Genomic DNA, 21,515 nt, shown 5'->3' with positions numbered 1-21,515 from the left:
GAGCTCGCCTGAAACACCCCCGGAGAGGAAACATGCGCCTTCAGTTAGTCGCGGCCCTGGTCGTGGCGGCCGGACTGGTCGCCACCCCCGCGGAAGCGGCCGCCGCCCGGAACTTCTTCGTCGACTGCCAGGCGCCGGACGGCGGCTCGGGGCGCAATGCCGCCGGGCCGCTGAACAGCCTGGACGCCGTCAACGCCATCACCTTCCGCGAGAAGGACACGATCAAGTTCAGGGCGGGGACCGTCTGCGCCGGCCGGCTCGAACCCGTCGGCTCGGGCACGGCCGCGCACCCCGTCGTCTTCACCTCCTACGGCGAGGGCCCCAAGCCGATCATCCAGGGCGACGGCGGCGAGTGGGCCGTCCACCTGGTGGACAACAGCTACGTGACGCTGGAGAAGCTGCACATCACCAACCCGGCGGCCACCACGGCCAAGCGGACCGGCGTGCAGTACAACTCCACCACCCCCGAGCCGAAGGCCGGGCTGGTCCTGCGGGACCTGGAGATCTCCGACGTCGCCGGATGGGGCAACAAGACCGGGGCGAACAGCTCCTGGTTCGCCTACTCGGCGGGCATCAGCGTCCAGGCGCTGCCCGAGGGCAAGGTCGGCTACCTCGACGGCATCACGATCACCGGCAACTACGTGCACGACACGGGCGGCGGCGGCATCAAGATCAGCCGCAAGGGCACCGACTACCACCGGAACGTGCTCATCGCCCGCAACACCATCCGCGCGGTCGGCGGCGACGGCATCGTGGTGCACGCCTCGGACCGGCCGCTGGTGGAGCAGAACCTGTTCGACGAGGGCGGCGCTGGGAAATACCCGTACGTAGACGGAAATTTCGCGGGAATGTGGCCGATCAACTCTGTTGACCCGGTATTTCAGTTCAACGAGGTGACCCGGCAGCGGCCCACCATCTTCGACTCCACCGCCTGGGACTGCGACGGCGGCATCAAGGGCTCGTGCGTCTACCAGTACAACTACTCGCACGACAACGCCGGCGGCTTCTACCTCGGCTGCCAGAGCTGCACCGAGTTCCCCAACTACAAGGCCACCGCCATCCTGCGGTTCAACATCGCCCAGGACGACTGCCGCATCGCGGGCAACGCCTCCGGCGACAACACCAGCCCGCTGTGGCTGTACAACAACACGTTCTTCTGCCCGTCGCAGAAGCTCGACGTGGCCGTGCCCACCGGGAACTCGAAGATCGTCAACAACATCTTCTACGCGCCGTCCGGCACGCTGCCCGCGGCCCCCGGCATCGGCTACGACTCCAACGTCTACCACGGCGGCGTGGCCGTGCCGGCGGCCGACGCCCGCGCGGTGACCGCCGACCCCGGGCTCGCCGCCCCCGGCACCGCCGACGGGGCCGCCGACGTGAACGGCTACAAGCTGCTCGAAGGCTCGCCCGCGCTCGCGTCCGGCGCGGTCGTGGACGGTCTCGGCGACCGCGACTACTTCGGCAACCAGGTCGCCGGCACGGTCTCGCGCGGGGCCTACAACGGGCCGGCCACCGCGCCGGTCGTGGCGGGCTCGGTCGAGGAGGCGTACAACAACGTCGCGGTCAGCTCCGACCTCAACCCCAACGTCGGCGGCTTCTCCACCAGCGGTCGCAGCTACTCCGGCCAGGCGCTGGAGAAGGCCGGCCTGACGCCGGGCCGGACCGTGAACGTGCTCGGCGCCGACTTCGTCTGGCACCCGCGCCCGTACGGCATGACCGACAACGTCAAGGCCGCCGGGCAGACGGTCGCGCTGCCGGGGCAGGGCGCCAGGCTGGTCCTGCTCGGAGCCGGTGGCCTGAAGGCGCGCGAGGGCGTGTTCAAGGTCACCTACACCGACGGGACGACCGAGGACAAGACCGTCAGGTTCGGCGACCAGTGGGACGCGACCGCGCCCGCCGGTGGCGTGCTCGTGGCCCGCGCCGACTACCACAACATGACGCAGACCAGCTACAAGAACCCGGCCACCGGGCAGACGCGCGAGTCGGGCGTGTCGGTGTTCGGCTACGCGGTGCCGCTCGACGCGTCCAGGACGGTCGCCACGGTGACCTTCCCGGCGGGCAGCCCGCTGGCGAACGCGGGGTTCCACGTCTTCGACATGAAGATCGCGAGCTGACGCCGTGACGAGCACCACGGCCACCGGCCGGTCGCGCCGGGCGTCCGGCCCGCGTCCGGGGTTCCCGGCGCGCGGGCGGGTCCTGTGGGCGGCTCTCGCCCTGGCCGGGATGCTCGTCGTCGGCATCGCGGTGTCGGGGAAGGAGACCGGAGGCGGGGTTCCGGCGCGGGCGGCGTCGGCGGGCGTGGCGGAGGTGCTCGGGATGCGTCCCGGGGACACGGTCGTCACGTTCGAGGGGGAGCCGGTGAGCGGGGCCGAGGTGCTCAGGGCGGCCGAGACCGTGCGCGCCGAGGTGATCTCCGAGTTCGCCGCCCAGGGGCTCGGTCCTGGCTTCTGGGACCGTCCCCGCGACGGCGTCACCCCGGCGCGGCGGCTCAGGGAGCGGGCGGTGCGGGCCGCCGTCCTGGACAAGGCGCGGCGGATCTGGGCCCGCGAGGCGGGCCTGCTCGCCGACGTCAGCGAGCAGGGGTTCCAGCGCGAGCTGGCCGCCGAGAACGCCCGCCGCGCGCAGGCCGCGCGCTCCGGCCGCCCGATCCCGGGCGTGCCCTCCTACGACCAGTACACCTACGCGCAGGTGCGGGCCGCCGAGCTGGACTCGGCGCTCGGCAAGCTGCACGCGGCCGCCCTCGACCTGTCCGAACGCCGCCTGCGCGACCGGTACGCCCGCACCGCGGGCCCCGGCGCGCCCCCTTTCGACCAGGTGCGCGACACCATCAGGCGGCAGCTCGTCATCGAGGGCTACGAACGGGCCCTCCAGGCGAGAGCCGCCTCATGAGCCCTCCCGCAGCGGACATACAAGGCTGTTCCGGCTCGTACCATCGACTTCTAAGGTCATGGGGAACTGGTTCCAGAGCAACATCGTCACCACGGGACGGCTGCCGCTGTTCTGTTACTTCGTCACGCTCATCGTGGCGTTCATCGCCACCCGCATCAACGTCCGCCTGATCAGGGCCAAGGTCGGCTGGTTCCGCAACGTGAACGTGGGCGAGATGCACATCCACCACGTCGTGTTCGGCGTCGTGCTCATGCTCATCGGAGGCGTGACCGGGCTCATCGTCAACGGCGCCGCGCAGGCCGGGCAGGTGGTCGCCGCCTGCGTGTTCGGCGTCGGCTCCGCCCTCGTGCTGGACGAGTTCGCGCTGATCCTGCACCTGCACGACGTCTACTGGGAGGAGGAGGGGCGCACCTCGGTGGACGCGGTCTTCATCGCCGTCGCCGTGACCGGCCTGCTCCTCATCGGCCTGCGCCCGCTGACCTGGGACTACGGCACGCCGGTCAACCCGGCGGCGCTGATCGTGGCCAACCTCGCGCTGGCGGTGATCACGCTGCTCAAGGGCAAGATCTGGACCGGGATGGCGGGGCTGTTCCTGCCTTTACTGCTCGTGGTGGGCGCCGTGCGCCTGGCCCGTCCCGGCTCGCCGTGGGCCCGCTGGTTCTTCCGCGGCGGACGCTCGCCCCGCAAGCTGGCCACCGCCGTCCACCGTGAGGAGCGCTGGCGGCGGCCGGTCATCAGGGCCAAGATCGCGTTCCAGGAGTTCCTGTCGGGGCGGCACGACCTGCCCTCCAGCCGGCGCGGCCGTCGGCATACTTGACCCATGACACCGCTCGCGCCCCCCGCCGCGCTCTGATGCGCTTACCGCCGTTCCCCGAGCGCCTGCTGCGGGCGCTGTCCCCGGCCGGCGAGCGGCATGGGCTGCTGCTGGCGGGCGGCCACGCCCTGCGGGCCCACGGCTTCACCGACCGCCTGGTCGACGGCCTCGACCTGGTGACCGCCGCCGAAGGGCCCCTGCCGTCCGCCGCCGATGACGTCGTGGCCGCGTTGCGCGCCGGGGGGCTGGTCGCCGAGGTCGCCGAGAGCGCCGCGTGGGCGGCCCGCCTGATCGTCACGGACCCGTCCATCGGGCGTGAGGCCGAGATCGTCCTCACCCGCGAGGCGCTGCGCGAGCCCCCGGTGGTGTGCGACGGCCTGCCGGTGGCGGCCCCGGCGGACGTGATCGGGCTGCGGGTGCGCGACCTGCACGAGAGGGGGCTGCCGGCCGACGTCGCCGACGCGGCCTCGGCGGCGCACGTTTTCTCCTTCCGCGACCTCGAACGCCTCGCCGCCGTCCACCTCGACGACTTCTCGCCGCAGGAGCTGCTCATGCGGCTGGAGTTCGTCGAGCTCATGAGCGACGAACGCTTCGAGGCCCACGGCCTGGACGAACGGCACATCGCGGACATCCGTGCCTTCGCCCGGGAGTGGGCCGAGGACATCAAGCTGCGCAGGGCCGACGACGGCGACGCCGACTACGACGATCCCGACCTGCCCGAGGTCGACTGATCCGGCAGGCCGAGGGGCACCGGCGCGAGCGCCGGGCGCTTGCACACCCGGCCGTCGCCCGAGGAGCGGCCCCGCAGGCGCCGGGCGATCCACGGCCCGGCGAACGAGCCCAGCCAGCGGGCCTCCGCCGCCGCCGTGCGCAGGCGGCCGGGCGGCGGCAGCACGGGCAGCGGCAGGTTCCAGCCGTCGTCGCTGCCGGGCAGCTCCAGCGCGTACGCCACCGACGCGGCGAACCTGGCGTGCCCCGCCGGGCTGGCGTGCAGCCGGTCGGGGCTCCACAACCGCGCGTCGGTCACCGCCGTGTCGGGGAAGGTGTCCACCAGCGTCACGCCGTGCCGGGCGGCGGCCTCGCGGACGCGGGCGTTGAGGTCGAGCACGCGCGGCAGCAGCGGCCTGGCCAGCGGCGCGATCCGGCCGATGTCGGGGAAGGTCACGGTCACCACCCGCGCGCCCGCCCCGGTCAGCGCCGCGAACATGTGCTCCAGGTCGGCCGCGACGGCGGCGGCGTCGAAACCGGGACGGATGATGTCGTTCATGCCCGCCATCACCGTGGCCAGGTCGGGACGGAGCTCCAGCGCGGCGGGAAGTTGCTCGGCGCGGATCTGGGCGGCCACCCGGCCGCGCACCGCGAGGTTGGCGTAGAGCAGGCCGGGATTGCCGCGGGCCAGGTGCTCGGCGAGCCGGTCGGCCCAGCCGCGGTGGCCGAGGACGTCGTCGCCGTCGCCGAGGCCCTCGGTCTGGCTGTCGCCGAGCGCGACGTAACGGGTGTAGGTCACGGGTTCTCCTCCGAGGTCCGGGCGGCGCGCTCGCCGAGCGTCCGGGCGGTGCTCAGGCACCAGTCGCGCATCTCCCGCTCCAGGCGGCAGCCCGCCAGGCAGGACAGGTACGGGCCGACCCGCTCGCCTTCGCGCAGGAACGACTCCTCGTCGCGGTCGCCGCGCAGGCGCAGCAGGGTCTGCTCGAAGAACGCGAGCTTGGCGGCGGCCTCCCCGGCGCGGTCGAGGAGCTGGGCGATCAGCGGCGCCGGGTCGAGCCGGTCGGCCGCGTGGACCTTGACGGCCAGGTCGTCGCGGAGCAGCAACGGCTTGGCCGGAGCAGCGGCGAAGGCGGCCAGCTCGTCCAGGCCGGCCGGGGTGACCGAGAACAGGCGCTTGTTCGGACGGCCGCGCTGGACCACCTCCCGGCCGGTGACCAGGCCGTCGGCCTCCAGCCTGGTCAGCTCGGCGTAGAGCTGCTGGGGGGCGGCGTACCAGAAGTTGGAGACGCCCACGTCGAAGATCTTGGTGAGCTGGTAGCCGCTGTACTCGCCGTCGAGCAGCGCCGCCAGCACGGCATGCCGCAACGCCATCAGCGACGCTCAAGAACATGACTACTCATGGACATGACTATAGGGCCGCCGCCGATCCCGGTGCCAGAGGGCGGCGATCGTCCGTGCGTCTCCTTCCCAAGGAGGAGACGTCAACGAAAGTTGACATACTTTGGTCGTCAATCTAAGTTGACCCTGGCGCGGCGGTGCGGATCGCGCTGCGCCGTTCGTTGGGCAATTTCGAGAAATGTCGTGAGAGGAGTTGGGGTGCTCAAAGAGCTGCTGGCCTACCTCAGGCCGCACCGGAAAGTCCTGATCGCGGGCGGTCTGCTCGGGTTGATCGGCTCGGTGGCGGGGCTGGCGATGCCCCTGCTGGCCAAGTACGTCGTGGACGCCTTCGGAGAAGACCAGTCGCTGGCCGCGCCGCTGTTAGGACTGACCGTGGCGGTGCTCGTCGGAGCCGTCGTCTCGGCCGGGGGCACCTACCTGATGGAACGCACCGGCGAGGGCGTCGTGCTGGGCGCCCGGCGCAGGCTCGTCGACCGGATGCTCCGGCTCAGGGTCGCCGACGTCGACCGGCTCAAGCCCGGCGACCTGATGTCGCGGGTGACGAGTGACACGACGCTGCTGCGCGCGGTGCTGACCAACGGGATCGTGGAGTCGGTCAGCGCGGTCTTCATGCTGATCGGCGCGATCGTCATGATGGCCACCATGGACGGCGTGCTGCTGCTGGTCACACTGCTCGTGGTGGTGGTGATCGGCGGCCTGGTCGCGCTCATCATGCCGCGCATCCAGCGGGCGCAGACGCAGGCCCAGGAGGCCGTCGGCGAGATGGGGGCCGTGCTGGACCGGGCGCTGCAGGCGTACCGGACGGTCAAGGCCAGCGGCGCGGAGGAGCGGGAGATCGCGGTCGTCGGGGAGGCGGCCGAGCGCGCCCGCGACCGCGGACTGCAGGTGGCCGGCTGGACGTCGCTGGCCGGCGTGGCGACCTGGATGGCCGTGCAGATCGCCTTCCTGTGCGTGCTGGCCGTCGGCGGGTCGCGGGTGGCGTCGGGCGTGCTGGAGGTCTCGTCCCTGATCGCGTTCCTGCTCTACCTGTTCTACCTGGTGCCGCCGATCGGGCAGCTCGTCCAGGGCGCCGTCCAGCTCCAGAACGGGCTGGCCGCGATGCGGCGCATCAAGGAGATCGAGGACCTGCCCGGCGAGCCGGTCAGCGCCGCCGTCCCGGTCGCGGGCACGCCGGTGGGCCTGCGGTTCCAGGACGTCGTCTTTCGGTACGGCGACGACCGTCCCGCGGTGCACGACGGCGTCACCTTCGAGGTGCCCGCGGGCGGGCTCACGGCGCTGGTCGGGCCGTCGGGCGCGGGCAAGTCCACGGTGTTCGCCCTGCTCGAACGCTTCTACGAGCACCAGGACGGCCTGATCTCCATCGGCGGCCGGGACATCCGCGACTGGCCCCTCGGCGAGCTGCGGGCCGCGCTCGGCTACGTCGAGCAGGACGCCCCCGTCCTGGCCGGCACGCTGCGCGAGAACCTGCTCTTCGCCGCCCAGGACGCCACCGAGGACGAGCTGCGCCGCGCCGTCACCCGCACCCGGCTCGACGACCTGGTCGCCCGGCTGCCCGAAGGGCTCGACACGGCGGTGGGCCACCGCGGCGTGCTGCTGTCCGGCGGCGAGCGGCAGCGGGTCGCCATCGCCAGGGCGCTGCTGCGCAGGCCCAGGCTGCTGCTGCTCGACGAGGCCACGTCCCAGCTCGACGCGGTCAACGAGCTGCGGCTGCGCGAGGTCATCGCCGAGGTGGCGGCCGAGACGACCGTGCTGGTCATCGCCCACCGGCTGTCCACCGTGACGAACGCCGACCGGATCGTGGTGATGGAGGCGGGCGGCGTACGGGCGGTCGGCACCCACGCCGAACTCGTCGCGGACGACGACCTCTACCGCGAACTGGCCGCCACCCAGTTCCTCACCAGCTAGGGGAGCCTCACGTTCAACCCAACGGTGGACCGCTGGACGCTTCGGGACCGTAGGCGCAGGCTTCGCCTGCTGCCTGCGGTGGACCGCTGGACGCTACGGGACCGTAGGCGCAGGCTTCGCCTGCAGCCTGCGGTGGACCGCTGGACGCGGTCCACCGTAGTCTTCGGGTGACAAAGGTGAATGTGTTCATTCAGGAGGGTCACCATGAGCCGCAGCGTGCGCGCACCGCGAGGCACCACGATCACCGCGAAGGGGTGGCCGCAGGAGGCGGCGCTCCGCATGCTCCAGAACAACCTGGACCCCGAGGTCGCCGAGCACCCCGAGCAGCTGGTCGTCTACGGCGGCTCCGGCCGGGCCGCCCGCGACTGGCCCTCCTTCGACGCCATGGTCAGGACCCTGACCACGCTGGAGGGCGACGAGACGCTGCTGGTCCAGTCGGGCCGCCCGGTGGGCGTCTTCCGCACCCACGAATGGGCCCCCCGGGTGCTCATCGCCAACTCCAACCTGGTCCCCGACTGGGCCAACTGGGAGGAGTTCCGCCGCCTGGAGGCGGCCGGCCTCACCATGTACGGCCAGATGACCGCCGGTTCGTGGATCTACATCGGCACCCAGGGCATCCTCCAGGGCACGTACGAGACGTTCGCCGCGGTCGCCGCGAAGCGGTTCGGCGGCTCGCTGGCCGGCACGATCACCCTCACGGCCGGCCTCGGCGGCATGGGCGGCGCCCAGCCGCTGGCCGTCACCATGAACGGCGGCGTCGCGATCTGCATCGACTGCGACCCCCGCTCGGTCACCCGCCGCATCGAGCACCGCTACCTCGACGTGCAGGCGGCCTCCCTGGAGGAGGCGCTGCGGCTGGCCTACGAGGCCCGCGACGCGCGCCGCCCGCTGTCCATCGGCGTCGTGGCCAACGCCGCCGAGGCCCTGCCCGAGCTGCTGGCCGGGGGCGCCGAGATCGACATCGTCACCGACCAGACCTCCGCGCACGACCCGCTGATGTACCTGCCGGTCGGCGTCGCCTTCGAGGACATGGGCGCCGAACGCGACAAGGACCCGGCCGGTTTCACCGAGCAGGCGCGCACGTCGATGGCCCGGCACGTCGAGGCCATGGTCGGCTTCAAGGACGCCGGCGCCGAGGTGTTCGACTACGGCAACTCCATCCGCGGGGAGGCCCAGCTGGCGGGGTACACGCGGGCCTTCGACTTCCCCGGGTTCGTGCCGGCGTACATCAGGCCGCTGTTCTGCGAGGGCAAGGGGCCGTTCCGGTGGGCCGCGCTGAGCGGCGACCCGGCCGACATCGCCGCGACCGACCGCGCGATCCTGGAGCTGTTCCCCGACAACGAGCCGCTGGCCAGGTGGATCGCGCAGGCCGGCGAGAAGGTGCACTTCCAGGGCCTGCCCGCGCGCATCTGCTGGCTCGGCTACGGCGAGCGCAACGTCGCGGGCGAGCGGTTCAACGACATGGTGGCCTCCGGCGAGCTCCAGGCGCCGATCGTGATCGGCCGCGACCACCTGGACAGCGGATCGGTGGCCTCGCCGTACCGGGAGACCGAGGCCATGGCCGACGGCTCGGACGCCATCGCCGACTGGCCGCTGCTCAACGCCATGCTCAACACCGCCTCCGGCGCGGCCTGGGTGTCCATCCACCACGGCGGCGGCGTGGGGATCGGCCGGTCCATTCACGCCGGGCAGGTCACGGTCGCCGACGGCACCGCGCTGGCCGGGGAGAAGCTCAACCGCGTCCTGACCAACGACCCCGGCACGGGCGTGATGCGCCACGTCGACGCGGGGTACGAGGAGGCCGCAGAGGTGGCCGAGGCCCGTGGCGTGCGCATCCCCATGCGCGAGTCCTGACCCCGTCGTCGCCGTCCCCCGCGCGGCGCGGGGGATGAGAATGCCGGTGGCGGAGTGTTGGAGGTGGCGTGGCTGACGGATATCACGGTGGGCTCGGCGTGCTGCTCGACGGCCGGAGGTTGTCGCCGGTGCAGCGCAGGATCGCCCATTACCTGGGCGAGCACCTCGACGAGGCGATCTTCCTGTCCAGCGTCGAGCTGGCCGAGCGGGCCGGGGTCAGCCAGCCGTCGGTGACCAGGTTCGCCATGGTGCTCGGCTTCGCCGGCTATCCCGAGCTGCGCCAGGCGCTGCGCCCGCTGGTGCTCGGGGGCGGCGTGGTTGCGCCCCAGGAGAGCCTGCTGCGCAACGCGATCGACAGCGAGATCCGCAACCTCGCCGTGGTCCGCGAGCGGCTGGCCGCCCTCCCGCTCAAGGAGCTGGGCGAGCAGCTCGCCGCCACCGAGCCGCTGCCGGTGCTGGGCCTGCGGGTCTCCTGCGGCCTGGCCACCACCTTCGCCTACTACGCCAGGCGCATCCACCCCGACGTGCGCCTGCTCACCCACGGCGGCTCCGAGCTGGTCGAGGGGCTGCACGCGGCGCGGCGGGCGGGTGCGGAGTGGGTGGTGGCGGTGGTGCTCCCGCGTTATCCGGCCGAGGTCGTGCAGGCGCTGGAGTACGCCGGGAAGCTCGGCCTGCGCGTCGCCGCCATCACCGACAAGCCCGGCTTCCCGGCCGAGGTCGTGCTCGACGGCCCGGTCGGGGACCGCCTGGTGTTCGACTCCCACGCGGCCCCCCTGGCCCTGGCCATGGCCCTGGTCGAGGCCATGGCCGACGCCGCGCCGCTGCGTACCAGGGCCAGGCTGGAGGAGTACGAGCGGATGACCGACGAGGCCGGCACGTTCCTACCCGGCGATCCTGCGTAGCGACCGCGTCGACCAGAGCGTCGTGAGCACCGCGAGCACGATGAACAGCGCGAAGGCGATCGGGATCGACGAGTCGTCCAGCCGTCCGGCGAACAGCGCCCGCCCGGCCTCGACCGCGTGGTAGAGCGGGTTGACCGGCGCGATCGCCCGCATCCAGCCGGGCGCGAACGCGATCGGGATGAACAGCCCGGCCAGCAGCATGATCGGCAGCATGAACAGGTTGAGCGTCTGCGACATGCCGTTCTCGTCGCGCACGGTCAGCGCCAGCCCCTGCGACAGCCCGGAGGCGAACAGCCCGGTGGCCGCCATGAGCGCCAGCACCAGCACCAGCTCGACGCCGCCGATCCGCACGCCCATGGCCACGGCCACGACCAGCACCAGGACCGCCTGGCACACCAGCACGACCATGTCCTTGGCCACCCGCCCGAGCACGATGGCCGGCCGCCAGGCGGGGCTGACGGCGTACCGTTCGAGCGAGCCGTTGCGCAGCTCGGCGATCAGGCCGAACCCGGAGAACAACGAGCCGAACACGGCGATCATCATCATCGACGCGGGCGTGAACATGCGCAGGGCGTCGACCGTGCTGCGGCCCGGCGTCAGGTCCTTGAGCAGCGGCGCGAACATCAGCAGGTAGAGCACCGGCTGCAGGATGCCGAACAGCGGCCAGACGGGGTTGCTGAAGGACTTCTTCAGCTCGTAGCCGGTGAACAGGGCGATGTGGCGGATCATGCGGCGGCTCCGGTGTCGCGCAGGGACCGGCCGGTCTTGGCCAGGAAGACGTCGTCGAGGGTGGAGCGGTCGAGGGCGATCGAGCGCAGGCCGATGCCCTGCTCCTCAAGGACGCGCAGCAGCGCGGGCAGGGTGTGCTCGCCGTCGTCGACGTAGACGCGCAGGGCGTCCTCGTCCAGGCGGACCTCGCGGGCCAGGGGCCTGAGCGCCTCGGCGGCCCGCTCGGGCTCGGCCAGCCGCAGCGTGACGACGTCGCCGGAGACCTCGCGCTTGAGCTCGCCGGGCGTGCCCTCGGCCACGATGCGCCCGTGGTCGACGATCACCAGCCGATCGCAGAGCGCGTCGGCCTCGTCGAGGTAGTGGGTGCTGAGCAGCACGCTCGTGCCGGCCTCGCGGAGCTGTCTGATGCGGTCCCAGAGGTTGGCCCGGTTCTGCGGGTCGAGGCCGGTGGTGGGCTCGTCGAGGAAGAGCAGCGGCGGGGCGTGCACCAGCCCCAGCGCGATGGCCACCCGCCGTTTCTGGCCGCCGGAGAGCGTGCGGCCGGGCCGGTCGGCCATCTCGGCGAGGTCGAAGCGGTCGAGCACGTCAGCCGTGGCCTGCTTCGGGTCGGCCACGCCGTGGATCTTCGCGGCCATCATGATCTGGGCGCGGGCGCTCGTGGTGTCCTCCACGCCGCCCGCCTGGCTGACGTAGCCGAGCCGGCGGCGCACGGCCTCGGGCTCCTTGCGCAGGTCGTGGCCGGCGACGACGGCGGTGCCGGAGTCGGGCGTGATCAGCGTGGCCAGCATGCGGATCGTCGTGGTCTTGCCGGCGCCGTTGGGGCCGAGCACGCCGAAGATCTCGCCCTTCTCGACGTCGAGGTCGATGCCGCGCACGGCCTCGACGGTCTGTGAGCCCTTGCGGCTCCTGGTGGTGAACGTCTTGCGTAACTCACGTGCCTCAATGATCATTTTTCTCCTCAGGGCAGTTCGTCCTTCTCGACCCGGCCGATCGCGCCTTCGACCCAGTCGAGCTGGGCCTGGAGCATGGCTTGGGTCAGGCGGAGGTTCTCGTCGAGGTGGCGGGGCTCGCCGTAGCGCTGCTTGGTGCCGTACGCGTGGTCGATGGTCTCGATGTTCAGTCGCAGTTGCCGAATCCTGCCATGCAGGGCGTCGAGAATCTCCTGCTTTTTCATCCGATGCATGAACGTCAGCGCGACCTGGAAGGGGTCGACGACGGGTCTCACCTCGGACCAGCTGTGCATGAGCAGCCGGTGGAACTCGTAGCGGCCGGCCTCGGTCAGCTCGTAGACGACCTTGCCGCCCTTGCCGGCCTCGACGACCGCGAGCAGCCCCTCGTCGGCCATCTTGCCCAGGCCGTGGTAGATCGAGCCGAAGGCGACGTTGGCCCAGGTGTCGGCGCCCATCATCTCCAGCCGGCGGCGGACGCCGTAGCCGTTCATGGGGCCGTCGAGCAGGGAACCGAGGATCAGGATGCGCGTGGACGCCGACATGTGCTCAAGTTTGTACTCAAATTTGTATAACCGTCAAGGTCATAAACTCGGCACCATGACTGAACGACCGACTGCGCTGGTCACCGGCGCTTCCCGTGGTGTGGGCGAGGCCGTGGCGCGGGCGCTGGGCCCCACGCATCACGTCATCCTCGGCGGCAGGGACGAGTCCGCGCTCGCCAGGCTGGCGGCCGAGCTGCCGGACGCCCGGCCCTGGCCCGTCGAGCTGACCCGGCTCACCGAGGCCGACGTCAGCGGCGTCGAGCGGCTCGACGTGCTCGTGCACAGCGCCGGGATCGCGCTGCTCGGCCGGATCGCCGACCAGCCCGTCGGCAACTGGCGCACGACCATGGAGCTCAACGTCGTCGCGGTCGCCGAGCTGACCCGGCTGCTGCTGCCCGCGCTGCGCCGCGCCCGGGGGCACGTCGTCTGCGTGAACTCCGGCGCGGGGCAGCGGGCCAACCCCGAGTGGGCCTCGTACGCGGCCAGCAAGTTCGCCCTGCGCGCCTTCGCCGACGCGCTGCGCCTGGAGGAGCCCGAGCTGCGGGTCACCACCGTCTACCCGGGCCGGGTGGCCACCGACATGCAGCGCGGCGTGCGCGCCCAGGAGGGCGGCGCGTACGAACCGGACAAGTACCTCACCCCGGAGAGCGTCGCGCGGGCCGTGCTCGCCACGATCAACGCCGGACCCGACGCCCACCTCACCGAACTGACCATCAGACCGAGTGCGGGCCCGGCCAACTGACATCTGAATGGATCCATTCACTACAGTGGACCCATGCTTGAACCACTCGCGCACATAGGACGAGATCCCCGCTCCGGCGGATACGTGAGAGACGCCTGGTCGGCCGCCGACATGGAGCTACGCGGGTGGTTCGCGGGCGAGGCCGCGCGCCGCGGGCTCGACCTGCGGGAAGACCGCAACGGCAACCTCTGGGCCTGGTGGGGCGACCCGTCGCGCCGGCCCGGCGTGGTCACCGGCAGCCACCTCGACTCCGTGCGCCACGGCGGCGCCTACGACGGCCCGCTCGGCGTGGTGTCCGCCTTCGCCGCCCTCGACCTGCTGCGCGAACGGCAGGTCACGCCGGGCCGGCCGATCGGCGTCGCCTGCTTCACCGACGAGGAGGGCGCCAGGTTCGGCGTGCCGTGCATGGGCTCCCGGCTGCTCACCGGCGCGCTGACGCCGGAACGCGCCCTCGCGCTCACCGACGACGACGGCGACACGCTGGCCGACGTCCTGACGCGGGCCGGCCGCAAGCCGGCGGACGTGGGCCCCGACGCCGAGACCCTGGCCACCGTCGGCACGTTCGTCGAGCTCCACGTCGAGCAGGGCCGCGGCCTGGTGCACGAGGGCCGCCCGGTGGGCGTGGCCAGCGCCATCTGGCCGCACGGCCGGTGGCGGTTCGACTTCCACGGCAGGGCCGACCACGCGGGCACCACCCGGCTGGCCGACCGCGACGACCCGATGCTGCCCTTCGCCCGCCTGGTGCTGGCCGCCCGGGAGGCGGCCGAGCGGCACGACGTGGTGGCGACGGTCGGCAAGACCCGCGTCTCGCCCGGCAACGCCAACGCCGTCCCCGGCCTGGTCACGGCCTGGCTGGACGCCCGAGGCCCGGCCGAGCCCGCGGTCCGCGCCCTGGTCGAGGAGCTGTCCGCGGCGGCCGGCGCGGACGTGCGCGAGGAGTCGTGGACCCCCGAGGTCGCCTTCGGCGCGGCGCTGAGGGACCGGCTGGCCCGCGTGGCGGGCGGCGACACGCCCGCGCCGATCCTGCCGACCGGAGCGGGCCACGACGCCGGAATCCTGGCCACGGCGGGCGTCCCGAGCGCGATGTTGTTCGTACGCAACCCCACCGGCGTGTCCCATTCCCCCGAGGAGCACGCCGACCAGGCAGACTGCCATGCGGGAGTGGTGGCACTCGCGGACGTGCTGGAGGATCTGTGTCGCTGACCTACTGGTGCGAGCAGGCCTGGTTGCCCGACGGGGTCGCCCACGGCGTCCTCATCGAGGTCGAGGGCGCCCGGATCGCCAGGATCGGGCGGGGTGAGCCCGGCTCGGCCGAGCGGCTGCCCGGCCTGACCATCCCCGGCCTGGCCAACGCCCATTCCCACGCCTTCCACCGGGCCCTGCGCGGCGCCACCCAGCGCGGCAAGGGCGACTTCTGGACCTGGCGCGACCAGATGTACGAGGTCGCGGGCAAGCTCGACCCCGACACCTACTTCCAGCTCGCCAGGGCCGTCTACGCCGAGATGGCGCTGGCCGGGGTGACCTGCGTGGGCGAGTTCCACTACCTGCACCACGGGCCCGGCGGCCGCCCGTACGAGGACAGGAACGTGATGAGCCACGCGCTCGTCCAGGCCGCGCGCGAGGCCGGGCTGCGCATCACGCTGCTCGACACCTGCTACCTGTCCGGCGGCATCGGCGTGCCGCTGTCGGGCACGCAGCTGCGCTTCAGCGACGGCAGCGCCGACGGCTGGGCGGCCAGGGCCGACGAGCTGGCCGCCGCCTACGAGGGGCAGCACGACGTGGAGATCGGGGCCGCCGTCCACTCCGTGCGCGCGGTGCCGCCCGACCAGATGCCGGTGGTGGCCGAGTTCTCCCACCGGCACGGCGCCCCCCTGCACGCGCACGTCTCCGAGCAGCGCGCCGAGAACGCCGCCTGCGCCGAGACGTACGCCGCCACGCCGGTCCAGATCCTGCACGAGCGCGGCGTGCTGGGCCCGCGTTCGACCGCGGTGCACGCCACCCATCTGACCGACTCCGACGTGGAGCTGCTCGGCCAGTCGGGCACGTACATCTGCATGTGCCCCACGACCGAGCGCGACCTCGCCGACGGCGTCGGCCCGGCCAGGGCGGCGGCCGACCGCGGCACCCCGATCACGCTCGGCTCCGACGGCCACGCCGTGATCGACCTGTTCGAGGAGGCCCGCGCGGTCGAGCTCGACGAGCGGCTGACCAGCGAGCGGCGCGGCCACTGGAGCGCCGCCGACCTGCTCACCGCCGCCACGGGCGCCGGGCACACCTCGCTCGGCTTCGCCGACGCCGGCCGGCTCATCCCCGGGGCGTGGGCCGACCTGGTGTCGGTCCGGCTCGATTCGGTGCGCACGGCGGGCATCGGCGGCCTGGAGGCCGTGGTGTTCGCGGCCACGGCCTCCGACGTGCACTCGGTGGTCTCCGGCGGCCGCAGGGTGGTCGCGCAGGGCCGCCACGAGCTCGGCGACGTCGGGCACATGCTCTCCGAGGCGATAGGAAAGGTGCGATGACCACCACGCTGATCGACGGGATCGGGCTGCTCTACACCGGCGACCCCGAGCGCGAGGAGATCACCGACGCGGCGCTGGTCGTCGAGGACGGCCTGGTGGCCTGGGTCGGCCCCGCCGCCCAGGCGCCCGACGCCGACGAGCGCCTGCACGCCGGCGGCCGGGCCGTGCTGCCCGGGTTCGTGGACAGCCACGCCCACCTGGTGTTCGCCGGCGACCGTACGGCCGAGTTCCAGGCCCGCATGTCGGGGCAGCCGTACACCGGCGGGGGCATCAGGACGACCGTCGCCGCCACCCGCGCGGCGAGCGACGCCGACCTGGCCACGCACGCCCGCGCCCTGGTGGAGGAGATGCTCGCCCAGGGCACCACCACCGTGGAGATCAAGAGCGGCTACGGCCTGTCCGCCGAGCACGAGCGCCGCTCGCTGGAGATCGCCACCACCCTCACCGACGAGACGACCTACCTGGGCGCGCACGTCGTCCCCGAGGGCGCCGACGCCGACGACTACGTCCGGCTGGTGACGGGCGAGATGCTCGACGCCTGCGCCCCCTACGCCAAATGGGTGGACGTCTTCTGCGAGCGCGGCGCGTTCGACGGCGACCAGACCAGGGAGATCCTGAACGCCGGGATCAAGGCCGGGCTCCAGCCCCGGGTGCACGCCAACCAGCTCACCGAGGGGCCCGGCGTGCGCATCGCCTGCGAGCTGGGCGCGGCCTCGGCCGACCACTGCACCCACCTGTCGGCCGCCGACGTCGACGCACTTGCGTCGAGCGGGACGGTGGCGACGCTGCTGCCGGGGGCCGAGTTCTCCACCCGCTCGCCCTATCCCGACGCGCGGCGGCTCATCGACGCGGGCGTCACGGTCGCGCTGGCCACCGACTGCAACCCGGGCTCGTCGTTCACCTCGTCGATGCCGTTCTGCGTGGCGCTGGCGGTGCGCGAGATGGGGATGACGCCGCTGGAGGCGGTGCGCGCGGCCACGTACGGCGGGGCCCGCGCGCTGCGCCGCACGGACGTGGGGTGGCTGCGTCAGGGAGCCCGCGCCGACCTGGTCGTGCTCGACGCCCCCTCCTATGTCCACCTGGCGTACCGACCCGGCGTTCCCCTTGTCCACCAGGTGTTTCAGGCCGGTCTCCTCCTTTAGGAGGACGTCCAAGACCCTCCCTCTGGCGTAGCTGTTTAGGGAATCTTTGCTTCCGGCCGGACGTTGGCGGGATATAGGACGCAGCTGCGGAACGAGGTGCCAGGGGATGGCAAGGCCTACGGGGAGTCGCACGCAGGAGCAGCACGTCGCTGACCGCGACCTGCTGGGGACGTATCTGGCCGAGATCGGCCGGGTCCCGCTGCTCACGGCGGAGGAAGAGGTGGAGCTCGCCAAACGGATCGAGGCGGGCCTGTTCGCCGAGCAGCTTCTTGACAGCGGAGGCTCCGAGCCGCGGATCGGGGACGCGGCGGACGAGGAGCTGGAACGCCTGGCCGTCTCCGGCCAGCGCGCGAAGGACGAGTTCATCCAGGCCAACCTGCGCCTGGTGGTGGCGGTGGCCCGGAAGTACTCGGGCCGGGGGATGCCGCTCATCGACCTGGTCCAGGAGGGGAACCTGGGCCTGGTTCGAGCGGTCGAGAAGTTCGACTACCGCCGGGGGTACAAGTTCTCCACCTACGCGACCTGGTGGATCAGGCAGTCGGTCGGACGGGCCATCCACGAGCAGGCCCGTCCGGTCCGGCTGCCGACGCACGCCGGCGAGCAGATGACCCGGCTGATGCGGGTGCGCCGCGACATGCTGGCCGAGTTCGACGCCGAGCCGACCGACGGCGACCTCGCCGAGATCCTCGACCTGCCGATCGAGCGGGTGCGCGAGCTGCGCCGCTGGGCGTCCGACCCGGTGTCGTTGCAGCTCGGCGTGGGTGACGAGGACGAGACCGAGCTCGGTGACATGATCGCCGACGAGACGTGGGCCGATCCCGAGCAGCAGGCCATCGACATCCTTGAGCGCGAGCGGCTCGACCAGTGGCTCACCGGCCTGGAGGGCGACACCAGCGAGATGCTGCGCTGGCGCTACGGGCTGCTCGACGGGCGCGAGCACACGCTGACCGAGGTGGGGGAGCGCTACGGCATCGGCCGCGACCGCGCCCGTCGCATCGAGCGCGACGCCCTGGCCCGGCTGCGCCGCATGGCCAACGCCGCCGCCTGACCTTTCTCCACGTTTCCGGCCCCGCCGCCCGGCCTTCCGGGCGGCGCCGCCGTCTTCAGGGCCGTGTAGCAGCGCCCTGAAGGCCTGCTACGGCTTGAGGACGCGGCGCAGGAACTCCTCCACGGCGGCCTCCGCCGTCGCCGTGTCGCCGCCCCTGGCGACCAGCAGGGCGCTCTCGTTGACGGCGGCCAGCAGCATGTGGGCGTGCAGGTCGACGAAGTCGTCGGGGACCGCGCCGGTCGCCTGCAGGGCCGCCTTCAGCATGCCGAAGGAGTACCGCTCCTCCATCGCCCGCCAGCTCTCCCAGCCCAGCACCGCGGGCGCGTCGATGAGCACGATGCGCCGGATCACCGGATCGCCCGCCAGCCTGACCCAGGCCAGCGCGCCCGCCAGGAGCGCCGCCGCCGGGTCGGCGATGCCGCGCACCGCCTTGGCGATCTTGACGCCGATGGCCGACTCCGTGGCCTCCAGCACCGCCTCGAACAGCGCGTCCTTGCCCGCGTAGTGGTGGTAGAGGGCCCCGCGGCTCAGCCCCGACTCCTGGAGCACGGTCTCGATCGACGTGTCGTCGTAGCCCCGCTCGGCGAACAGCCGCGTGGCGATGGCCAGGACCCTGTCGCGGGTGGCCGCGCCGCGCTCTGCCTTGAGGTTCATGCCCTCACTCTAGACAAACCGACCAACGGTCGGTAATTTCCTAGACCGACAGTCGGTCTGTAATCGAGAGGGAGCCGGCATGGACGGCATCAACTACGTGGACGTGGGCCAGGGCCCGGTGACCCTGTTCGTGCACGGTGTGGGCACCAGCTCGTACCTGTGGCGCAACCTCATCGCCGAGCTGCGCGACGAGCGCCGCTGCGTGGCCCTGGACCTGCCCGCGCACGGCGGCAGCGAGCCGCGCGCGGACCTGTCCGTCCCCGCGCTGGCCGAGGCCGTGGAGGAGCTGTGCGCCGGGCTCGGCCTGGACGAGGTGGACCTCGTGGCCAACGACACCGGCGGCGCCGTCGCCCAGGTCTTCGCGGTACGCCACCCCCGCCGCCTGCGCTCGCTCACCCTCACCAACTGCGACGTGCACACCAACACCCCGCCGGAGGCGTTCAAGGACACCGTGGAGCTGGCCGCCAAGGGCGAGCTGGCCGGGCTGGTGGCCGCCGTGCTCGACCACCCCGAGCTGCTGGCCAAGACAGCCTTGGGCGCCGGCTACGAGCACATCGACGACCCCGCCGCGCTGGTGGACGCCTACCTGCGCCCGATCCTGGCCAGACCGGACGGCGGCCGCGCCTTCGAACGCCTGCTGGCCTCGATCGACGCCGCGGACATGGTCGCCATCGAGCCGCAGCTCACCGTGCTCACCGTGCCGACGCTGGTCGTGTGGGGCACCGGCGACGTGTTCTTCGACGTGAGCTGGGCCCGCTGGCTGCGCGACACGATCCCCGGCGTGCGGGAGGTCGTGGAGATCGACGGCGGCCGGCTGTTCTTCCCCGACGAGCGGGCCGCCGAGCTGGTCCCCCACCTGCGCCGCTTCTGGGACCGGGCCTAAGCTCTCGATCATGCATGTCGACACGTTGCGCCGCTATCCGGTGAAGTCGATGCTGGGCGAGGAGGTCGCCGAGAGCGAGGTGACCGAGCGCGGCCTGGCCGGCGACCGGGCCCGGGCGGTGCTCGACGTCGCCACGGGGAAGATCGCCAGCGCCAAGAACCCGCGGCTCTGGCGCGACCTGCTGACCGTCGAAGGCGCCCGCGTGCCGGGCGACGAGGAGCTGTCGAAGCTGCTCGGCCGCGAGGTGCGGCTGATCGACGTGCCGCCGGAGGGGGCCGAGCTGGAGCGGTCGGTGCCCGAGCGGGTGCTGGCCGAGGGCATCGAGGCGGAGGTGCCGTACACGGCAGGCACGCTCGGCGGGGCCTCGCCGGCGGGCACCTTCTTCGACTTCGCGCCCCTGCACCTGATCTCCACCTCGACGATCGCCCGCATCGGCGAGCTCAGCCCGCGGGGGCACGTCGAAGCCCTCCGCTACCGGCCCAACCTGATCATCAGGACGGACGCGGCGGGCTTCGTGGAGAACGACTGGGTGGGGCGCGAGCTGCACGTCGGGGACGAGGTCGTGCTCCAGGTCATCGTGGCCAGCCCGCGCTGCGCGGTGCCGACGCTCGCCCACGGCGCGCTCGGCCGCGACACCGAGGCGCTGCGCGTGGTGGCCCGGCACAACCGGGTCCAGGTGCTGGAGGCCGGGCTCCAGGCGTGCGCGGGCGTCTACGCGCGGGTGCTGCGGCCCGGCCGGATCGCCCGGGGCGACCGGGTCAGGCCAGCGGGCTGAGGTACTTCTCCAGGTCGTCGAGGATCTTGCCGGCGGCGGTGACGCCGATGCCGGTCATCCAGATCTCGTCGTCCACGTCGTGGGCGTGGCCGGCCTTCACCGCGGCCAGGTTCTTCCACAGCGGGCCGCCGGTGACCGTGGCCTGCGACTTGGCGGCGGCCTCGCCGTAGGCGCTGTAGAAGACGGCGTCGCCGTCGGCCTTGGCGATGTTCTCCTGGCTCAGCTTGCCGAAGCGCTTGTCGTCCTGGTCGGCCAGGCGCTGGGCCTCGGGCCGCTGGACGCCCGCGTCGCCGACCACGATGCCGCTGAACGACTCGGGGCCGTACATGCGGATCTCGGTGGGCATGAAGCGCACGATGCTCACCGACAGCTTGCCGAACTTCCCGCCCAGCGCCCCGGCCCGCTGCTCGTAGGCCGACAGCAGCCCGGACGCCTGCTCCTTCTTGCCCAGGGCCTCGGCGTCCAGCAGGAAGTTCTCCTTCCAGGTGACGCCCACCTTCTCGGTGAACACGGTCGGCGCGATCTTGCTGAGCTTGTCGTAGAAGGCGGCCTGGCGGAACTTCGAGCCGAGGATGAGGTCCGGCTTGAGCGCCATGATCGCCTCGATGTTGGGCTGCTGGAGGGTGCCGACCGGCTTGGTGGCCGACAACGCCGAGCCGAGGTACTCCGGCCAGGTCTGGTTCTCGCCCGCCTGGGCCGCGCCTATGGGGGCCATCCCGAGGGAGACCATCGTGTCCAGCTTGTCGGTGTCGAGCACGACGACCCGCTTGGGGGTCATCGGCACCTTGGTCTCGCCCATGGCGTGCTTGACGGTCCGGGTGGGGCCGGCGTCCTCCGTGCCGGTCGAGGTGCCGCAGGCGGCCAGAGCGAGGACGGGGAGCAGGGCCAGAAGCCGGAGACGCATGAGGGATTCCTTGATCTATTAGGTTAGGCAATCCTAAGTATCTCATGACCGGATCGGCGCGTGTGAAGGGGCCGAAACCTACCCGAAACACCGTGCCGGTGAGATTCACCGCCGCGAAACACTGCAGGTCGAGCCACGAAACCCCGGCCGAACACGCTGT

At 72.3% G+C, this 21,515-nt stretch carries 21 protein-coding genes; 14 read left to right on the top strand and 7 right to left on the bottom strand.

Annotated features, from left to right (window positions below; all coding sequences use genetic code 11):
• The first annotated feature begins 32 nt into the window (after positions 1 to 32).
• Genes ACFYUV_RS11830 through ACFYUV_RS11815 form a run of 4 tightly spaced genes read left to right on the top strand, consistent with a single transcriptional unit; the run spans position 33 to position 4,434 of the window.
• Entirely contained in the window at positions 33 to 2,114 is a 2,082-nt protein-coding gene (locus tag ACFYUV_RS11830) for a hypothetical protein (RefSeq protein ID WP_387667850.1), read from the top strand.
• A gap of 4 nt (positions 2,115 to 2,118) precedes the next feature.
• Positions 2,119 to 2,889 (top strand): hypothetical protein, encoded by a 771-nt coding sequence (locus ACFYUV_RS11825; protein WP_387667847.1) that lies wholly within the window; start codon positions 2,119 to 2,121, stop codon positions 2,887 to 2,889.
• A gap of 58 nt (positions 2,890 to 2,947) precedes the next feature.
• Positions 2,948 to 3,706, top strand: coding sequence for a hypothetical protein (locus tag ACFYUV_RS11820; RefSeq protein WP_387667845.1), 759 nt, complete (start codon positions 2,948 to 2,950; stop codon positions 3,704 to 3,706).
• A 35-nt stretch (positions 3,707 to 3,741) separates the two neighbouring features.
• Complete coding sequence (locus tag ACFYUV_RS11815) at positions 3,742 to 4,434, top strand: hypothetical protein (protein ID WP_387667842.1); 693 nt, start codon at positions 3,742 to 3,744, stop codon at positions 4,432 to 4,434.
• Here ACFYUV_RS11815 and ACFYUV_RS11810 read toward each other — a convergent pair.
• The gene (locus ACFYUV_RS11810) at positions 4,401 to 5,210 is read right to left on the bottom strand and encodes an SGNH/GDSL hydrolase family protein (protein ID WP_387667840.1); all 810 of its coding nucleotides are present in this window, start codon (positions 5,208 to 5,210) and stop codon (positions 4,401 to 4,403) included. The two genes, ACFYUV_RS11815 and ACFYUV_RS11810, sit on opposite strands and share 34 nt — an antisense overlap.
• Positions 5,207 to 5,782, bottom strand: a complete 576-nt coding sequence (locus tag ACFYUV_RS11805) for a PadR family transcriptional regulator (RefSeq protein ID WP_358283613.1) — start codon at positions 5,780 to 5,782, stop codon at positions 5,207 to 5,209. Before ACFYUV_RS11805 ends, ACFYUV_RS11810 begins: the two co-directional genes overlap by 4 nt.
• 225 nt (positions 5,783 to 6,007) lie before the next feature.
• On the opposite strand from ACFYUV_RS11805, the gene ACFYUV_RS11800 reads away from it, so the two are divergent.
• The 3 genes from ACFYUV_RS11800 to ACFYUV_RS11790 all read left to right on the top strand — a co-directional run bounded on the left by ACFYUV_RS11800 (position 6,008) and on the right by ACFYUV_RS11790 (position 10,470).
• Positions 6,008 to 7,714: an ABC transporter ATP-binding protein gene (locus ACFYUV_RS11800; RefSeq protein ID WP_387667837.1), complete on the top strand. Its 1,707-nt coding sequence runs from the start codon at positions 6,008 to 6,010 to the stop codon at positions 7,712 to 7,714.
• Positions 7,715 to 7,918: 204 nt separating this feature from the next.
• Positions 7,919 to 9,568, top strand: coding sequence for a urocanate hydratase (hutU, locus tag ACFYUV_RS11795; RefSeq protein WP_387667835.1), 1,650 nt, complete (start codon positions 7,919 to 7,921; stop codon positions 9,566 to 9,568).
• Between the two features lie 68 nt (positions 9,569 to 9,636).
• Positions 9,637 to 10,470: a MurR/RpiR family transcriptional regulator gene (locus tag ACFYUV_RS11790; RefSeq protein WP_387667833.1), complete on the top strand. Its 834-nt coding sequence runs from the start codon at positions 9,637 to 9,639 to the stop codon at positions 10,468 to 10,470.
• On the opposite strand, the gene ACFYUV_RS11785 is transcribed toward ACFYUV_RS11790, so the two are convergent.
• From ACFYUV_RS11785 to ACFYUV_RS11775, 3 genes are read right to left on the bottom strand one after another with little or no spacing between them, the layout of a single operon-like run.
• Entirely contained in the window at positions 10,450 to 11,199 is a 750-nt protein-coding gene (locus tag ACFYUV_RS11785; protein WP_364324563.1) for an ABC transporter permease, read from the bottom strand. The genes ACFYUV_RS11790 and ACFYUV_RS11785 overlap by 21 nt on opposite strands.
• Complete coding sequence (locus ACFYUV_RS11780) at positions 11,196 to 12,146, bottom strand: ATP-binding cassette domain-containing protein (protein ID WP_387669264.1); 951 nt, start codon at positions 12,144 to 12,146, stop codon at positions 11,196 to 11,198. The genes ACFYUV_RS11785 and ACFYUV_RS11780 overlap by 4 nt, the downstream gene beginning before the upstream one ends.
• Positions 12,147 to 12,157: 11 nt before the next feature.
• Entirely contained in the window at positions 12,158 to 12,691 is a 534-nt protein-coding gene (locus tag ACFYUV_RS11775; RefSeq protein ID WP_352326833.1) for a PadR family transcriptional regulator, read from the bottom strand.
• Positions 12,692 to 12,746: 55 nt separating this feature from the next.
• Here ACFYUV_RS11775 and ACFYUV_RS11770 point away from each other — a divergent pair, with 55 nt between their 5' ends.
• From ACFYUV_RS11770 to ACFYUV_RS11750, 5 genes are all read left to right on the top strand, one after another.
• Positions 12,747 to 13,433, top strand: a complete 687-nt coding sequence (locus tag ACFYUV_RS11770) for an SDR family oxidoreductase (RefSeq protein ID WP_387667830.1) — start codon at positions 12,747 to 12,749, stop codon at positions 13,431 to 13,433.
• A gap of 33 nt (positions 13,434 to 13,466) precedes the next feature.
• Positions 13,467 to 14,636 carry an allantoate amidohydrolase gene (locus tag ACFYUV_RS11765; protein ID WP_387667827.1) on the top strand — a complete coding sequence of 390 codons (1,170 nt, stop codon included), beginning with the start codon at positions 13,467 to 13,469 and terminating at the stop codon, positions 14,634 to 14,636.
• Complete coding sequence (locus ACFYUV_RS11760; RefSeq protein WP_352326836.1) at positions 14,627 to 15,949, top strand: formimidoylglutamate deiminase; 1,323 nt, start codon at positions 14,627 to 14,629, stop codon at positions 15,947 to 15,949. The genes ACFYUV_RS11765 and ACFYUV_RS11760 overlap by 10 nt, the downstream gene beginning before the upstream one ends.
• Entirely contained in the window at positions 15,946 to 17,091 is a 1,146-nt protein-coding gene (gene hutI, locus ACFYUV_RS11755) for an imidazolonepropionase (protein ID WP_358283632.1), read from the top strand. The genes ACFYUV_RS11760 and hutI overlap by 4 nt, the downstream gene beginning before the upstream one ends.
• Before the next feature lie 106 nt (positions 17,092 to 17,197).
• Positions 17,198 to 18,139 carry a sigma-70 family RNA polymerase sigma factor gene (locus ACFYUV_RS11750; RefSeq protein ID WP_358283634.1) on the top strand — a complete coding sequence of 314 codons (942 nt, stop codon included), beginning with the start codon at positions 17,198 to 17,200 and terminating at the stop codon, positions 18,137 to 18,139.
• Between the two features lie 87 nt (positions 18,140 to 18,226).
• Here the strand turns inward: ACFYUV_RS11750 and ACFYUV_RS11745 are convergent, their stop codons facing one another.
• A complete protein-coding gene (locus tag ACFYUV_RS11745) occupies positions 18,227 to 18,793 on the bottom strand; it encodes a TetR/AcrR family transcriptional regulator (protein WP_387667823.1) in 567 nt (188 codons plus the stop codon).
• Between the two features lie 79 nt (positions 18,794 to 18,872).
• Here ACFYUV_RS11745 and ACFYUV_RS11740 point away from each other — a divergent pair, with 79 nt between their 5' ends.
• Both ACFYUV_RS11740 and ACFYUV_RS11735 read left to right on the top strand, forming a co-directional pair.
• Entirely contained in the window at positions 18,873 to 19,676 is an 804-nt protein-coding gene (locus ACFYUV_RS11740; RefSeq protein ID WP_387667821.1) for an alpha/beta fold hydrolase, read from the top strand.
• 10 nt (positions 19,677 to 19,686) lie between these two features.
• Positions 19,687 to 20,451 (top strand): MOSC domain-containing protein, encoded by a 765-nt coding sequence (locus tag ACFYUV_RS11735; RefSeq protein WP_387667818.1) that lies wholly within the window; start codon positions 19,687 to 19,689, stop codon positions 20,449 to 20,451.
• Here ACFYUV_RS11735 and ACFYUV_RS11730 read toward each other — a convergent pair.
• Complete coding sequence (locus ACFYUV_RS11730) at positions 20,435 to 21,355, bottom strand: ABC transporter substrate-binding protein (RefSeq protein ID WP_387667815.1); 921 nt, start codon at positions 21,353 to 21,355, stop codon at positions 20,435 to 20,437. The genes ACFYUV_RS11735 and ACFYUV_RS11730 overlap by 17 nt on opposite strands.
• Positions 21,356 to 21,515: the final 160 nt, after the last annotated feature.

Source organism: Nonomuraea sp. NPDC003560, from assembly GCF_042878785.1.
GTDB lineage: Bacteria > Actinomycetota > Actinomycetes > Streptosporangiales > Streptosporangiaceae > Nonomuraea.
This window is presented reverse-complemented; position numbering and strand designations above follow the sequence as displayed.